Here is a 15,475-nt window from a genome sequence, read left to right on the forward strand (position 1 = left end):
ACACCGCCACGGTATTATTTACTGTCGAACGGATTGCGCAGCACGATGGTTTCCACTCGGTCCGGACCGGTAGAAATAATATCAATGCTGGTGCCTACCTGCTCTTCCAGGAAGCTGATGTAGGCGCGGGCGTTAGCAGGCAGATCTTCTACCTTCTTGGCACCCAGGGTGGATTCTTTCCAGCCCGGCAGATCGTGGTAAAGCGGCTCAACCGCTTCGTAGCCCTCGGAATCCACCGGGTTATCCAGCACGTCGCCATCTTTGCTGCGGTAGCCGACACACACGCGGATATTTTCCAAGCCATCCAGTACGTCCAGCTTGGTCAGGCAGATACCCGATACCGAGTTGATCTGTACCGCGTGACGCAAGGCAACGGCATCAAACCAGCCACAGCGACGCGGGCGGCCCGTAGTAGCACCAAACTCATGGCCACGCTCAGCTAGGTGACGGCCGTGATCGTCAAACAGCTCGGTGGGGAACGGGCCGGAGCCGACACGAGTGGTATAGGCTTTGGTAATACCCAGCACGTAGTCCAGGTAGAGCGGACCGACACCAGAACCAGTCGCCGTACCACCCGCGGTGGTGTTCGAACTGGTCACATAGGGGTAGGTACCGTGGTCGATATCCAGCAGCGAGCCTTGAGCACCTTCAAACAGGATATTCTCACCGGCTTTACGCAGGTCATGAACCATACTGACCGTATCGCTGACCATCGGACGCAGCTCTTCGGCCATTTGCATGGCGCTATCCAGCACTTCCTGGAAGTCTACCGCCGGCTCACCGTGGTAATTCACCAGTACAAAGTTGTGATAGTCGAGCACTTCACCCAGCTTGGAGGCAAACCGCTCGCGGTGCAGCATATCGCCCAAGCGCAAGCCACGACGAGCCACTTTGTCTTCGTACGCCGGGCCAATACCACGGCCAGTAGTACCGATTTTGGCAACGCCGCGAGCTTTCTCACGCGCTTGGTCTAGGCGCACGTGGTAAGGCAGGATCAGCGGGCACGCTGGTGAGAGACGCAGGCGCTCACGCACGGGTACGCCCTTCGCTTCCAGCTCGCGGATCTCTTTGATCAGCGCTTCCGGCGAGAGCACTACCCCGTTACCAATCACGCAGGTTTTGCCAGGGCGCAGTACGCCGGAAGGGATCAGGTGAAGAACGGTTTTCTCACCGTCGATCACTAGTGTGTGGCCCGCATTGTGACCGCCTTGAAAGCGCACCACGGCTGAGGCTGATTCGGTGAGCAGGTCAACAATTTTGCCTTTGCCTTCATCACCCCACTGGGTACCCAGGACTACGACATTCTTACCCATTATGCACTCGTCTCTTGTGTCAGGGTCGTTGTCTGCCAACGACCATCGATAAACTCAAGACGGCGGTCACAGCTGTGCTCCGCCGGCCCAGTACGCTGCCCAGGCAGCGCTTGAATTACGCGTTCACCCTGCTCACGCAGCGCCACAATGGCAGCGTTAAGCGACTCTTCTTCTTGGGCAGGCGCCCAAATTGCACCCCGGCTGGGTGAAGCCAGCGCCAGCGATGCCAGTTGTTTCAGGTCCATCGAGAAGCCGGTGGCAGGCCGTGCACGGCCAAACGCGCGCCCGGTATCATCATAGCGCCCGCCTTTGGCCAGCGCATGGCCATAACCCGGCACGTAAGCCGCGAACATCATACCGGTGTGGTATTGATAGCCGCGCAGCTCTGCCAGATCAAAATAGAGCGAGACATCAAAGCGCGCCAGAACGCCTTTATAAAGCGCTTCTAGCTGGTCGAGGGCTGCAGTTACAGGCGCAGGCGCACCTGCAAAGCGCTCGCGGGCCTCTGCCAGCACGCTGGCATCACCGTGCAACTCGCCCAGCGCCATCAGCATATCCGCCAATACGGGATCGCTGACGCTAGCATTCACTTGCTCTGCCAACTGCCCCGGCGATTTTAACGCCAGTGCTTCAAACAGCGCGCGCTCTTGCTCATCGCTAAGCGCAGCGGCCTCGACTAGGCTGCGATAAATGCCAATATGCCCCAACGCCAAGTGAATCTCGTCAGCCCCTGCCGCGTGAAGGCTGGCCAGTGCTAAATGGATAATTTCACTGTCAGCTTCTAAGCCTGCATGACCAAACAGCTCCACACCAACCTGTACGGGGCTTCGGCCGCCCTGATGCTGGTCGGCCTTTGCGCGCAGCACATTGGTGCAGTAACACAGACGCACCGGGCCTTGGCGTTTTAGGGAGTGAGCGTCCATACGCGCAACTTGAGGCGTCACATCGGCAGATGCGCCCATCATGCGGCCCGTCAGTTGGTCGGTAAGCTTGAACGTTTGAAGGTCGAGGTCTGTGCCGGTACCTGTCAGCAAGGAGTCCAAAAACTCCACCGGCGGCGGCATTACTTGGTCGTAGCCCCAGCAATGGTAAAGATCAAGCAGCGCACGGCGCAGCTCTTCCATGCGGCTTGCCTGAGGCGGCAGCACCTCATCCATGCCGTCGGGCAATAGCCAGCGGTCAGCGATGGTCATGTGAACAATCCTGCGAGACGATGAAGGCCCCTTCTGACGACACCACCAACAGCCTCACAAGGCGCTGCGTGGAAACGTTCACGAAACGAGGGCCACAAAAAAACCGGGCGACGCCCGGTAGATAAAGTCTATCACGTTTATGCGCTAGATGAACCCCGCCAAGTACACCGCTTGACGGGGTTCCGCGCCATTACTCAGCGCTATTAGGCACTGCGCTACGCAGGTAGCGGAAGAAGTCGCTATCCGGCTCAAGCACCAGCAGGTTGCCATCGCCAGAGAAGCTTTCACGATAGGCGTTTAGACTGCGCCAGAAAGCGAAAAACTCCTGATCCTGGCCGTAAGCCTGGGAGAAGATCGCAGCTGCCTCGGCGTCACCTTCACCACGCAGGGTTTCGGAGCGCTCGTTAGCTTGAGCAAGCAGAACCTGACGGCGGCGATCGGCGTTAGCACGAATACGCTCAGCTTCTTCTTGACCCTGGGCGCGCCACTCACGGGCTTCACGCTCCCGCTCTGAACGCATACGCTCGAACACAGCGGCAGAGACATCTTCCGGCAGGTCGATACGCTTGATACGGATATCGCGAATCGCCACGCCGAGCTCTTCACGCATCAGCTCGTCAAGCTCTGCTGTCGGGCCTGTCATTAGGTCATCACGGCGCTCGGCAATGATTTCCTGAAGGTTCAAGCGACCAAACTCGTTACGCAGACTCTCATCGACCCGTGGCTGAATCAGGCGAATCGCCATCATCTCATCACCTGCGGTCGCTTCGTAGTAGCGAGTAGGGTTAATCACTTGCCACTTCACGTAGGAGTCTACGATTACCGCTTTCTGCTCAAGGGTCAGGTAACGGCTGGTATCGGTATCCAGTGTCAGCAAACGCGTGTCAAATTTACGAATTGTCTGAGCAATCGGAATTTTGGCATGCAGGCCCGGCTGAATATTCTCTTCGATGACTTCACCAAAACGCAGCTTCACCGCACGTTCGGTTTCATCCACTACGTATAGGCTGTTACTTGCTAGCCACGCCACGGCGGCCAAGCCACCTACGATAAGCAGGGATCGATTATTAATCATTTAGCGGCCCTCCCTGCGGATAGGGTTGTTACTAGACGACGATGAGGAGCTGCTTTGGCTGCCCCGCAGCGACTCCAGCACGCGCGGATCAATCGCATCGCTGCTGCTATCGCCACTGCTATCAGTCGTTGAACTGCTGTTACTACCACTGTTACCGCGCATCTGGTCTAGCGGCAGGTACATCAGCGGAGCATTTTCGCTCACATCCAACAGCACCTTGGGCGTGCTACCAAACACTTCTTCAATTGCATCCAGATACATACGTTCACGCATGATCTCTGGCGCATTACGGTACTCAGTTAACAGCGCATTGAAACGGTTAGCTTGACCTTGCGCTTCAGCGACTACCGACTCCCGGTAACCCTGGCCCTGCTCTACAACACGCTGGGCTTGGCCCTGTGCAGCCGGGATGATCGCGTTGGCATAAGCCATACCTTCGTTGATGGTCCGCTGGCGATCTTCGCGAGCACGAATAACGTCATCAAAGGCATCAATAACCGGTGCAGGTGCAGATGTTGATTCGATGTTGATGGTTTGCAGACGAATACCGGCACCATAGGCATCTAAGTATGTTTGCAGACGGCTCGCCACCGAGCTACCCAAAATCTCACGACCAGAGGTCAGGATATCAATCATATCCGTACCACCGACCACATGACGCAGTGCAGAATCCAGCGCATTCTCAATAGAGAGAGCGGGATCACGTACGTTAAGTACAAAGTCACGCGGGTTGGCGACTTGGTACTGCGCAGAGATTTCCACTTCGACGATGTTCTCGTCGCGAGTCAGCATGGACTGGGTCTGAGAGACGGAACGAACGCGTGTTACGTTTACCATGCGCACATCATCAATCAGCGGTGGATTCCACTGCAGGCCTGGCTCAACAATGCCTTGGTACTCACCAAAGCGCAGTACAACCCCACGCTCAGACTGGTCAACCAAGTAGAAGCCTGAGGCACCCCAAATGGCCAGCGCAACAATAATCAAGAGGCCCGGCAACGCAAAGGAATTGCGAGGTTTACCGCCCCCGCTTTTACCATTACCGCCCCCGCCACTTTTCTTACTGCCGCCGCCAAGCATGCCGTTCAGCTTGTCTTGGAATTTTTTCAGCGCTTCGTCAAGATCGGGTGGCCCTTGATTGTTGCCACCTTTATTGCCGTTATTGCCACCACCATTGCTCCCACCGCGATCGCCGCCGCTGTTACCGCGTCGACCACCACCGCTCCAGGGGTCGTGCTGGTTGCCACCACCGGGCTCATTCCAGGCCATACTTCGTCTCCACTAAGGTGTTCACCTGCACTTTGCCTTGTGCTTATGCAAGGCCGGGTGCTTTTGATATTGTTGCTATATCAATCTTGTACCACAACTCCACAGTCAATGACTGTGGAGTAGGTACTTGATGGGCTACCATTCGTCAGATTCGCGTAATGCTTCTGGTAAATAGGTATTGGCACGCTCACCCAGATGAGCCATCAACTGGTTAAAGTCGCGCCTGGGCAAGCGCACATCCAACACGGAGCGCCCTTGCTCATCAAAACTCTCTTCGCGTACGGCGTTAAGCTCATGCAAGCCAGCGCGTAACTTGCCCTGCTCTGGTGACAGTGTAAGCGAAAAACCAATCACGTCATTGGCAAGGCGCTCGGTCAAAGCTTCATGCAATAGATCAAGCCCTTGGCCCTGCTGAGCAGACAGCCAAACTACCTCTGGCACGCCATGGCCGTCACGCTCAATGCGCGGGGCGCTGTCTAGCTTGTCGATCTTATTCATGACTTTAAGCACCGGTACGCTGTCAGCACCGATCTCTTGGAGTACATTATCGACTTGCTCAACGTTGAGCTCACGATCAGGGTCGGCTGCATCGATGACATGCACTAGCAGCGTTGCCTCTGCCGCTTCCTGCAGAGTGGCCTGAAATGCCTCAACCAGTTTGTGAGGCAAGTGGCGAATAAAACCAACAGTATCGGCCATCACCACCGGGCCAACGTCTTCGATTTCAAGGCGGCGAAGTGTTGGATCCAGGGTAGCAAACAGTTGATCAGCCGCATAAACCTCAGCGCTGGTCAACGCGTTAAACAGCGTCGACTTACCCGCGTTGGTATAACCCACCAGCGAAACACTGTGGATCTCTGCCCGAGCCCGAGCACGCCGGTTCTGCTCGCGCTGGCTGCGTACTTTATCGAGCCGTTTATGAATCGATTTAATGCGGCCGCGCAGCAGCCGTCGGTCAGTCTCTAGCTGGGTTTCGCCAGGACCGCGCAGGCCAATGCCGCCTTTTTGGCGCTCAAGGTGTGTCCAGCCGCGAATTAGGCGTGTGGACATATACTCGAGCTGGGCAAGCTCTACCTGCAGCTTACCTTCATGGGTTCGTGCCCGCTGCGCAAAAATATCGAGTATCAGACCGGTACGGTCCAACACACGGCACTTGAGTTCTTGCTCAAGATTACGCTGCTGGGAGGGGCTTAAACTATGGTTGAAGATGACCAGTTCAGCGTGATGAGCTGCGAGCATTGCCCGCAGCTCCTCCAGCTTTCCTGACCCGATAAACGTACGGGAATCAGGGCGCTGTCGGCTGGCTGTGAGCAATGTCGCGGGCTCTGCGCCAGCAGAGCGCACGAGCTCCAAGAACTCACCCGGGTCTTCACGCGCCTGCTCATCATAGAAATCTACGTGAACAAGTACTGCCGTTTCACCGGCATCTGGGCGTTCAAAAAACAATCAATACCTCGTGGACTCTCTTGCTATCCAGCGGTGTTAGAGTTCAGCATCAGGTGCTGAAGGGTCTTGTGCCGGCAAACGCACATTGCGTGAAGGCACCACCGTGGAAATAGCGTGTTTATAAACCATCTGACTGACGGTATTGCGCAACAAGATGACAAACTGGTCAAACGATTCAATCTGGCCCTGCAGCTTAATGCCGTTTACCAGGAAAATAGAGACCGGAATGCGCTCCTTGCGCAAAATGTTCAGGTACGGGTCTTGAAGGGACTGCCCTTTGGACATGTTGCTCTCCCTAAAACTGTCGTTGGGGTTGGTTATCAAATGGCGTGCCCTACTGGTGCTACGCCGCAATCTTGTTGCCCGAAAGGCCTAGTGTGTCAAAGCGCTAGCCGGCCACTCGAAAACACTTGCTTACGAAATCACTATCTTACGCTAAGCACCGCTTTCACGCACGAATTTCAGAAGCTTATCCAATGCGTCTGGCTGCTGCGAGTCTATCCAGTTAAGTGACGGCCAGCTACGCAACCAAGTGAGCTGACGCTTCGCTAGCTGCCGAGTGGCAATGACACCTCTGGAGACTAGCTCGCCCTGATCGTAAGCGCCGTCTAAATACTCCCATACTTGACGGTAGCCAACACTCTTCATCGATGGCAAGCCAAGATGAATATCATTACGCTTTCTGAGGGCGGCCACCTCATCTATCAAGCCCTCACCCAACATTGTTTCAAAACGTTGGGCAATACGTTGATGAAGTATCTTACGATCATTAGGCGCTAGCGCTATCGACAACACCCGCCACGGAAAGGTTTCCGGCTGCTGCTCGGCCCATAGTTCGCTCATGGGTCGACCGCTGGCGTAAAACACTTCCAAAGCCCGCATTAACCGTTGGGGGTCATTAGGATGAATACGCGCCGCCGAAGCCGGGTCCACCTCAGCCAGAGCGCGATGCAAGCCCGCTAAGCCTTCAGCTTGGCGCTTCGCTTCAAGCTGTTCGCGGATAGCGGCGTCCGCAGCGGGCAGGTTCGCCACGCCTTCCACTAGGCGTTTGAAGTAAAGCATTGTGCCGCCTACTAGCAGCGGCACTTTCCCAGCCGCGCTGATTTGCCGCATCTCCCGCAGGGCGTCTTCACGAAAATCTGCCGCGGAGTAAGGGTCGGCAGGGTCGCGAATATCAATCAGTCGATGGGGTGCCCGCGCAAGCTCCTCAGCGCTTGGCTTGGCGCTGCCCACATCCATACCCCGGTAGACCATGGCGGAATCAACGCTGATGAGTTCATGACCTAACTGCTCGTGGAGCGCTATCGCCGCATCAGTTTTTCCAGCGGCAGTAGGCCCCATCAAAAAAATCGCCCAGGGGCGTGTATCAGCCATCTGCTTACCGCACTCCGTTAATTGTCTGCATCATTACTGGCCGCGTAAAAAAAGTCGGTCGAGCGCTTTCATGCTCATTTGCGTCCAGGTGGGGCGACCGTGATTGCACTGATCGCTGCGTTCGGTGCGTTCCATATCGCGCAACAGGGCATTCATTTCATCAAGCGTTAAACGACGATTGGCACGCACGCTGCCATGGCACGCCATGGTAGACAGCAACTCATGAATACGCGCTTCTACCTGATGCGTACGGCCAAATCGAGCTAGCTCTTCAAGCATTTCACGCACCAGCGCTTCAGGGTCGGCCTGAGCCAGCAGAGCGGGCAGTTGGCGCACCAGCAGCGTCTCGGGGCCTGCCACATCCAACTCGACACCTAGCTGAGCAATAGCGTCACGTTCGCTCTCTGCAGTGGCCACTTCGCTGCGACTCGCCGCCAGCGATACGGGCACTAACAGGGGCTGCGTATCGATCCCTTTAGCCGCCGCCAGTTGGTTTTTCATGCGTTCATATACGATCCGCTCATGAGCCGCATGCATATCGACCAACACCAACCCCTGGGCGTTTTGAGCCAGGATATACACGCCGTGCAGCTGGCCTAGTGCAAAGCCTAACGGCGGTGCGGCGGTGGCATCGTGGGCAGGCATAGCAAGCGGCGCTTCGCGCACTTCGTTAGCAGCTGGGCGCTGGCCGGGCGGGCTTGGTTGAGGCGTTAACAGCGTCTCTTCGTGATCAGGATGAAGAGCCTGATACCCCTGCATAAAACGGCGCACGCGCTCAGCGCCGGGGTGCCGCTCCGGCCCTTCCGATAACGGCATGCCCTGCTGTTGCCAGCGCGGCTCAGGCTGCTCTACCTCGGTGGACACCGTGGGCTCAACCACTTCATTGGCTTGAGTGTCTGACGCCGCCGGCTCTTCCTCGGCGGGCTTGGAGGCCGCCAGGCAGTGGTGCAGGCTGGAGTAGAGGAAATCGTGCACCATGCGCCCATCGCGGAAGCGCACTTCATGTTTGGTGGGGTGAACGTTGACATCAACCACGTCGGGGTCAAGCTCAAGATAAAGCACAAAGACCGGATGACGGCCGTTATACAACACGTCCCGGTAGGCTTGACGCACCGCATGCGCCACTAAGCGGTCACGCACGACCCGGCCATTCACGAAAAAGTACTGTTGGTCTGCTTGAGAGCGGGAGTGGGTTGGAAGACCTACCCAGCCGCTTAGACGCAGGCCGCCTGCTTCGCGCTCGATATAGCGGGCGTGTTCGATAAAATTCTTGCCCAGCAGCGAGGCAATACGTCGCTCGCGCGCAGCGGGCGTATTGCCCGGCGGCAGCTGGTGCACCACTTTTTGATTGTGGCGCAGCACCCAGGCAATGTCATAACGCGACAGCGCTTGACGACGAAAAGCCTCTTCCACATGGGCAAACTCGGTCTTTTCAGTGCGCAAGAACTTGCGCCGCGCTGGCGTATTAAAAAACAGATCGCGCACAGAAACACTGGTGCCTCGGGGGTGCGGCGCGGGCGTTACCCTGGCCTCCATACCACGGCCTTCCGCCACTACCCGCCACCCCTGCCGGGGGTCTTCGTCAGCATTAGAGACTAGCTCTAGGCGCGAGACGGAGCTGATAGATGCTAGTGCCTCGCCGCGGAAACCCAGCGAACTAACGCCTTCGAGATCCTCCAGGCTGCTGATTTTGCTGGTGGCATGGCGGGCCAGCGCCAGCGGCAAATCCTGCTCACCAATGCCGATGCCATCATCGCGCACTTTAATCAGCCGGGCACCGCCCTGCTCGATCTCAACTTCAATACGCTGGCTGCCCGCATCAATGGCGTTCTCAATCAGCTCTTTTGTCACTGACGAGGGGCGCTCGACCACCTCGCCCGCCGCGATTTGGTTCGCTAAGCGGGGGTCGAGCACATGAATACGGCCAGACAGCGAGTTTAATTCAGTCAACCAACACCTCAGAAGCTAATCATCAAAACGATTTCTTAAGCACCCTTTTCTAGCCCAGACGCTTAAACAACGGCTTAAGAATTGGGGATACGCAGCACTTGGCCCACACGGATAACATCGCCATTCAGGTCGTTCGCTTGCTTTAGCTGGTTCACCGGTACGCCGTGGCGAATCGCAATCGCCGATAGCGTATCGCCGGACTGAATGCGGTACTCGTTTCCGGTAGGGCTACGCTGATTATCGCGCTGCCACGCCAGCAGGCTCGCTGGGGGCGGGTTACGCTGAAAATGATCGCGCAAGCCACTGAAAATGGCCGTTGCTAGCCCTTGCTGATGCACCGGGTCGCGCAGGCGGCGCTCTTCATCTGGGTTTGAGATAAAGCCCACTTCAATCAGTAGCGAGGGAATATCCGGCGATTTCAGCACCATGAAGCCCGCCTGCTCTACCCGCGATTTATGCAACCGGTTCACGCGCCCAAGCTGTTCAAGCACCTGCCCGCCAATCGAGAGCGAGTCGTTGAGCGTAGCCGTCATGGTGAGATCCAGCAGCACCCCTCGCAATACTTGGTCTTTATCACGCAGCGACAAACTGCCATCGACGCCGCCAATCAAGTCGGAGCGGTTCTCGCTATCCGCCAGCCACTGAGCCGTTTCTGACGTTGCCCCCCGCTGAGAAAGCGCATAAACCGAGCTACCCTGGGGCCTTGGGCTGGTAAACGCATCGGCATGTACCGATACAAAGAAGTCAGCCTTCTGCTCGCGGGCAAGCTGAGTACGCTGGCGTAACCCCAAATAATAGTCGCCGTCACGAATCAACACAGCCTTGAAGCCTTGGGTTCGATTCACCTCAGCAGCCAGCCGTCGGGCGATATCCAACACCACATCCTTTTCACGAGAACCCGATGGGCCAATCGCACCGGGATCTTCGCCGCCGTGCCCCGCATCAACAGCAATAATTATGTCACGCTGCGGGTGAGGCTGAGCGGGCTGAACCTCGACGGGAGGCTGCGCGGGCGTAGGTGTAGAAACGTCAGCTTCCACACCGGGCAACTGGGCCTGAGCCGAGCGCTGCGCCAGCATCTCCTGGTCACGAATCATCGCCTCAATAGGGTCGATAGGGTTCTCCACAGCGCTTTCGCCAGGGTACTCCAAATCCACCACGAGACGGTGGCCATACTGATCATTAGGCGGTAGCGTAAAGTGGCGCGGCTCAATATCACGATTCAACTCAAGCACGACCCGCAGGCCACCACCATCCCGCACGCCGGTTCGCACTTCCGCAATCGCACTGCCATCTAGCGGCAGTGTTGATACGTCGGTATTCAGCTGGCTCTCATCAAGATCAATTACTAGGCGCGACGGATTTTCTAATGAAAACACATTGGCCTCTGCGGCAGCGGTAAGATCAAACACCAAGCGAGCATGATCGGGTGCTGCCCAAAGTCGCATGCTCTCAACGGTGGCCGCCTGCAGAGTGGCGGTACCTACCAATAAAACCGCGCAGCCAGTTGCTAACTGACCTATTAAACGAGCCAGTGGGTTTTTCATATCCATTGAATCACACCACACTCCTGTTGCATCCCGACACACTGACGCGCCAGTTGCTCTATGACATCTTCGCCAAGAGAACTACCGGCGTTTAATAGCGCGACGCGTCCAGTTTCAGCAACGCTCAGTTGAATACGCAGATCCGGGGCGGGTAAGCAGCCCTCCCCTCGGCTCGGCCACTCAATCAGACATAGCGCATCGTCGGCCAGCACATCGCGTCCACCGATGAACTCCAGCTCTTCCGGGTCTGCTAGGCGATACAAATCAAGATGATAAATACGCTGCTCTCCCAACTCATAGGGCTCTACCAGCGTGTAGGTGGGGCTTTTCACCGCACCTTGATAGCCGTAGGCGCGTAGGATACCGCGCGTTAAGGTCGTTTTACCTGCCCCTAAGTCGCCTTCTAAATAAACAAGCCCGTGACCTTTTAGCGCTTGGCCCAGCGCTTCGCCAAAGGCTACGTGGGCCACTTCATCGTTCAGTTGCACCTGCATGTTGGCCGCCTTCACGGGTTAATTAACACTCGTGCATAGGATGCCAGATCACTTGCTAACAGGCCACGCTCTCCCGCTGCTTTAGCGGCTTCATCCCCCGCTAAAGCGTGTGCCATCACGCCCAGCCATGCGCTCTGCTCCAGGCTATCAAACTGCCCCACCAAAGCGCCTAACATACCGCTTAATACATCTCCCATACCGCCACTTGCCATGCCTGGATTCCCGTAAGGACAAACCACCAACCCACTTGGCCCGGCAATCAGGCTGCCTGCTCCTTTCAAAATCACTATACCGCCACGAGCACGTTGCAATGCACGGGCAGCCTCAGGCCGGTCGGCTTGGATATCAGACACAGAGCACCCCAGCAGCCTTGCTGCTTCACCAGGATGAGGCGTGAGTATCCAGTTATCCCGGCGGAGGTCTGGCCAGCGACTTGCCAACAGATTGAGCGCATCGGCATCCACCACCAGCGGAGAGGAAGCCTGAAGCGCGCTTTGCAACATCGCCTGCCCCCAGGACTCTTGCCCAAGCCCAGGCCCTATCACCACCACATCCGCTGAGGCAGGCAAATCTGCCGCATCAGCACCACCACGCACCGCCCGCGCCATGACTTCTGGGCAGCGCACTAGGCTTGCGGTGATATGTTCGTGTGCCGTGGCCAACGTTACCTTACCGGCACCCAAGCGTGCAGCCGCCTGGGAAGCCAGTAGCGCTGCGCCACCAAAGCCCGGCGCACCACCCATCACCAGCACATGCCCCAAGCTGCCCTTATGGCTAGTACGAGAACGTGGAGTGAAAGCCTCGCCTAGCAGCGCATCATCCAGCCGCCAAGCGGTAGGCGGAATATCAAAAAATGCCTGGGCTTTGACGCCCAGGGGGCGAAAATCGATATCGCCGGTATACGCCGGGGCATCACCGGTATGCAGACCAATTTTGTCGCCAATAAAGGTTACTGTGCAGGTGGCTTCCACTGCTGTGCCTAACATCGCGCCGGTATCTGCCGAAATGCCCGACGGAATATCCAGCGCCAGCACTGGCTGAGATGCCGTATTTATCACTTTAATGGCCTGCTTAATGCTGCCTTCGACCTCGCCGGAAAGCCCGGTACCCAGCAACGCATCGACAATGACCTCGCCGACAAGCGTAGTGTGCGGGTGCCACTCTTCAAACCCTACCCCGGCGGCCGTTGCCAGCTCCGCGGCACGGGCAACGTCGCCAGAAAGCGCGTCTCGCGGCTTGAGGGAAAGGCGCTGCACCTTAAGCCCCGACTGCATGGCCAGCGCCGCCAATACATGCCCATCGCCGCCGTTATTACCGCCGCCGCAAAGCACCGTAACACTGCGCGCCTGAGGCCAGCGGGAGCGAAAGCTGTGCCAGGCGCTAGAGGCGGCTCGCTGCATCAGGGCAAAGCTCTCTATACCGCCTGCAATGGTGCGCCGATCCAGCTCGCGCACTTGAGACGCCTTATAAAGGGGGCGTAGCGAAGAGGTACTCAACGTAGACACGATTACTCCTTAATAGGGTGCTAAATCAACGCTTAAACACAGCCAGTGTCAGCTTAGTCACGCACGGCATGTTGTGGCAGCGGCTAATGCGTTAGCATAGCGCGCTTAACGCACCACCGTTGACTGACCATGCCAAGTTCCACGACTTTTTCACCATCTCGTGAACACCTTACTCACGAATATCTCCATCACCTTGCCGGACTCATTAAGCAGTGGGGTCGAGAGCTGGGCTTTCAGCAGGTCGGTATTACCGACACGGACTTAGCGGCCCATGAGACCCACCTAAACCGCTGGCTGGATAAAGGCTACCACGGTGAGATGGGCTTTATGGCGAAGCACGGCACCAAACGCACGCGTCCTGAAGAGCTAGAACCCGGCACTCAGCGGGTCATCAGCGTACGTATGGACTATTTACCCGCTGAAGTAGAGAGTGCCAAGGTGCTTGGTCAACCCAACCGTGCCTATGTCTCCCGCTACGCTCTGGGCCGTGATTATCATAAATTAATGCGCAAACGCTTGGCGCAGTTAGCAAAGCACATAGAGCAAGAAGTAGGAAAATTTGGTTTTCGCGCCTTCGTCGACTCCGCCCCGGTAATGGAGCGTGCGCTTGCCCAAAAAGCAGGCTTAGGGTGGTTCGGTAAAAACGCCATGCTGCTGAATCCCAAAGCGGGCTCGCTGTTCTTTCTTGGGGAGCTGTATACCGACCTACCGCTGCCTGTCGATGCTCCTTTTGAGCAAGAGCATTGCGGCAGCTGTAGCGCTTGCCGCACCGCTTGCCCCACGGGCGCTATCGTAGACGATAAGGTCGTCGATTCGCGCAAGTGCATCTCTTATCTCACCATTGAGCTGCACGGCGCGATTCCCGTAGAGTACCGTCGCGCCATGGGCAATCGCGTGTATGGCTGCGACGACTGTCAGCTTGTCTGCCCGTTCACACGCTTCACAAAAATCACCCAAGAAGAGGACTTCTCCCCGCGCCACGACCTTGACCGCGCATCGCTTATTGCGCTGTTTAGCTGGGGCGAAGAGGAGTTTTTGGACAAAACCGCAGGCAGCCCCATTCGCCGCATTGGCTATGAGCGCTGGTTGCGTAATCTTGCCGTTGGGCTGGGCAACGCCCCGTGGAGCGATGACGTCGAGGCAGCGTTGTGGGCGCGCCGAGCTTACCCTAGCGCCCTGGTGCGAGAGCACGTTGCCTGGGCGCTCGACGAGCAGCGCCACAAGCGCGATGCGCGCATCGCAACGCAGGCGTGAGGGCTACTCCTCTTCGTCGCCACCACCTTCAATACGCAAAAACGTGCTGCGGTAATGGGCAAGCTCCGCAATCGACTCCTTGATATCATCCATCGCCAAGTGGGCATTCTGCTTTTTGAAGCCCACCAGCGCACCGGGGTTCCAGCGCTTCGCCAACTCTTTGACGGTCGAGACATCCAAGTTGCGATAGTGAAAGAACGCCCACAAGTCGGGCATTTCCCGCTCCAAGAAGCGGCGGTCTTGATGAATACTGTTGCCGCACATCGGCGAGGAGCCCGCCACCACGTACTGGCGTAAAAAGTCGAGAGTTTGGCGCTCGGCTTCTTGCGTCTCGATGGTGCTTGCCTTCACCCGCGCCACTAGACCAGATTCACCGTGGGTTTTCTGGTTCCAATCGTCCATTCCGGCCAAGAGGCTATCGGGCTGTTTGACGGCGATCACGGGGCCCTCTGCCACGATATTCAACTGCGCGTCGGTGATGAGTGTCGCCACCTCGATAATGCGCTCTTTGTCCGGTTCAAGACCGGTCATTTCCAAATCAATCCACACCAATAGGTCGCTACGCGGTGCGCCGTTTTGCTCGCTCATTGCATTCATTCCTTGGTCAGGGTCGCCCTTGTATCGGCGCATCAAACAAAAGTGTCGCTTATATTGCGCTAACCCGCACCCCACACAGGACATTGGACCGTCCAGGTAGGTACAATGCCCTCTATTGTAACGATCATCAGGTGGTCATGAGCAAACGTAAATTAAGCCGTCAGCAGCAGTGGCGAGTCGAGAAGATACAAGCCGAACGCGCCCAGCGTGCCGAAAAACGTGATGCCAAAGATGCCGAAAAGCTCTCTGCAGGCGAATACGGCCCCGAACAGCCAGGGCGAGTGATGGCCCACTTCGGTCGCACCCTGGAGGTGCGCGACGCCGACGGCACGCCCGTGCGCTGCCATCTACGCGCCAATCTAGATGGCTTGGTGACCGGCGACCGCGTGATTTGGCGGGCGGGCCAGGATGGCTCGGGCGTGGTCGTGGCCCGTGAAGAGCGCGACAGCATTTTAAAG

At 57.2% G+C, this 15,475-nt stretch carries 13 protein-coding genes and 1 pseudogene; 2 read left to right on the forward strand and 12 right to left on the reverse strand.

Annotation, left to right across the window (positions count from 1 at the left end; all coding sequences use genetic code 11):
- Positions 1-14: 14 nt before the first annotated feature.
- From BIS10_RS03795 to BIS10_RS03845, 11 genes are all read right to left on the reverse strand, one after another.
- The gene (locus BIS10_RS03795) at positions 15-1,313 is read right to left on the reverse strand and encodes an adenylosuccinate synthase (protein WP_253502661.1); all 1,299 of its coding nucleotides are present in this window, start codon (positions 1,311-1,313) and stop codon (positions 15-17) included.
- Positions 1,313-2,506 (reverse strand): ATP phosphoribosyltransferase regulatory subunit, encoded by a 1,194-nt coding sequence (locus BIS10_RS03800; protein WP_253502664.1) that lies wholly within the window; start codon positions 2,504-2,506, stop codon positions 1,313-1,315. Before BIS10_RS03800 ends, BIS10_RS03795 begins: the two co-directional genes overlap by 1 nt.
- Before the next feature lie 190 nt (positions 2,507-2,696).
- On the reverse strand, positions 2,697-3,581 hold the full coding sequence (gene hflC, locus BIS10_RS03805) for a protease modulator HflC (RefSeq protein WP_253502667.1): 885 nt from the start codon (positions 3,579-3,581) through the stop codon (positions 2,697-2,699).
- Positions 3,582-4,850: an FtsH protease activity modulator HflK gene (gene hflK, locus BIS10_RS03810; protein ID WP_253502670.1), complete on the reverse strand. Its 1,269-nt coding sequence runs from the start codon at positions 4,848-4,850 to the stop codon at positions 3,582-3,584.
- 135 nt (positions 4,851-4,985) lie between these two features.
- Entirely contained in the window at positions 4,986-6,296 is a 1,311-nt protein-coding gene (gene hflX, locus BIS10_RS03815; RefSeq protein WP_253502672.1) for a ribosome rescue GTPase HflX, read from the reverse strand.
- Between the two features lie 36 nt (positions 6,297-6,332).
- Positions 6,333-6,581, reverse strand: a complete 249-nt coding sequence (hfq, locus tag BIS10_RS03820) for an RNA chaperone Hfq (protein ID WP_253502675.1) — start codon at positions 6,579-6,581, stop codon at positions 6,333-6,335.
- A gap of 150 nt (positions 6,582-6,731) precedes the next feature.
- Positions 6,732-7,670: a tRNA (adenosine(37)-N6)-dimethylallyltransferase MiaA gene (gene miaA / locus BIS10_RS03825; protein ID WP_253502678.1), complete on the reverse strand. Its 939-nt coding sequence runs from the start codon at positions 7,668-7,670 to the stop codon at positions 6,732-6,734.
- 33 nt (positions 7,671-7,703) lie between these two features.
- Positions 7,704-9,620, reverse strand: a complete 1,917-nt coding sequence (gene mutL, locus BIS10_RS03830) for a DNA mismatch repair endonuclease MutL (RefSeq protein WP_253502681.1) — start codon at positions 9,618-9,620, stop codon at positions 7,704-7,706.
- A 74-nt stretch (positions 9,621-9,694) separates the two neighbouring features.
- Positions 9,695-11,173 carry an N-acetylmuramoyl-L-alanine amidase gene (locus tag BIS10_RS03835; RefSeq protein WP_392567148.1) on the reverse strand — a complete coding sequence of 493 codons (1,479 nt, stop codon included), beginning with the start codon at positions 11,171-11,173 and terminating at the stop codon, positions 9,695-9,697.
- On the reverse strand, positions 11,164-11,661 hold the full coding sequence (gene tsaE / locus BIS10_RS03840; protein ID WP_253502685.1) for a tRNA (adenosine(37)-N6)-threonylcarbamoyltransferase complex ATPase subunit type 1 TsaE: 498 nt from the start codon (positions 11,659-11,661) through the stop codon (positions 11,164-11,166). Before tsaE ends, BIS10_RS03835 begins: the two co-directional genes overlap by 10 nt.
- 11 nt (positions 11,662-11,672) lie before the next feature.
- On the reverse strand, positions 11,673-13,166 hold the full coding sequence (locus BIS10_RS03845; protein ID WP_253502688.1) for an NAD(P)H-hydrate dehydratase: 1,494 nt from the start codon (positions 13,164-13,166) through the stop codon (positions 11,673-11,675).
- Between the two features lie 129 nt (positions 13,167-13,295).
- Between BIS10_RS03845 and queG the strand changes: the two genes are divergently transcribed.
- Positions 13,296-14,420, forward strand: coding sequence for a tRNA epoxyqueuosine(34) reductase QueG (gene queG, locus BIS10_RS03850; protein WP_253502691.1), 1,125 nt, complete (start codon positions 13,296-13,298; stop codon positions 14,418-14,420).
- A gap of 3 nt (positions 14,421-14,423) precedes the next feature.
- Here the strand turns inward: queG and orn are convergent, their stop codons facing one another.
- The gene (gene orn, locus BIS10_RS03855; protein ID WP_253502694.1) at positions 14,424-15,008 is read right to left on the reverse strand and encodes an oligoribonuclease; all 585 of its coding nucleotides are present in this window, start codon (positions 15,006-15,008) and stop codon (positions 14,424-14,426) included.
- 146 nt (positions 15,009-15,154) lie between these two features.
- On the opposite strand from orn, the pseudogene BIS10_RS03860 reads away from it, so the two are divergent.
- Positions 15,155-15,475: pseudogene (locus BIS10_RS03860) on the forward strand (ribosome biogenesis GTPase RsgA); the annotation flags it as partial.

This window comes from Halomonas sp. 707B3, from assembly GCF_024158645.1.
Classification (GTDB): domain Bacteria; phylum Pseudomonadota; class Gammaproteobacteria; order Pseudomonadales; family Halomonadaceae; genus Vreelandella; species Vreelandella lionensis.

What these genes read in the sequence shown, in the direction of transcription:
- BIS10_RS03795 (WP_253502661.1), bottom strand. Translation starts at nt 1,313, where the DNA reads ATGGGTAAGAATGTCGTAGTCCTGGGTACCCAGTGGGGTGATGAAGGC.
- BIS10_RS03800 (WP_253502664.1), bottom strand. Translation starts at nt 2,506, where the DNA reads ATGACCATCGCTGACCGCTGGCTATTGCCCGACGGCATGGATGAGGTG.
- hflC (WP_253502667.1), bottom strand. Translation starts at nt 3,581, where the DNA reads ATGATTAATAATCGATCCCTGCTTATCGTAGGTGGCTTGGCCGCCGTG.
- hflK (WP_253502670.1), bottom strand. Translation starts at nt 4,850, where the DNA reads ATGGCCTGGAATGAGCCCGGTGGTGGCAACCAGCACGACCCCTGGAGC.
- hfq (WP_253502675.1), bottom strand. Translation starts at nt 6,581, where the DNA reads ATGTCCAAAGGGCAGTCCCTTCAAGACCCGTACCTGAACATTTTGCGC.
- miaA (WP_253502678.1), bottom strand. Translation starts at nt 7,670, where the DNA reads ATGGCTGATACACGCCCCTGGGCGATTTTTTTGATGGGGCCTACTGCC.
- BIS10_RS03835 (WP_392567148.1), bottom strand. Translation starts at nt 11,173, where the DNA reads ATGGATATGAAAAACCCACTGGCTCGTTTAATAGGTCAGTTAGCAACT.
- tsaE (WP_253502685.1), bottom strand. Translation starts at nt 11,661, where the DNA reads ATGCAGGTGCAACTGAACGATGAAGTGGCCCACGTAGCCTTTGGCGAA.
- queG (WP_253502691.1), top strand. Translation starts at nt 13,296, where the DNA reads ATGCCAAGTTCCACGACTTTTTCACCATCTCGTGAACACCTTACTCAC.
- orn (WP_253502694.1), bottom strand. Translation starts at nt 15,008, where the DNA reads ATGAGCGAGCAAAACGGCGCACCGCGTAGCGACCTATTGGTGTGGATT.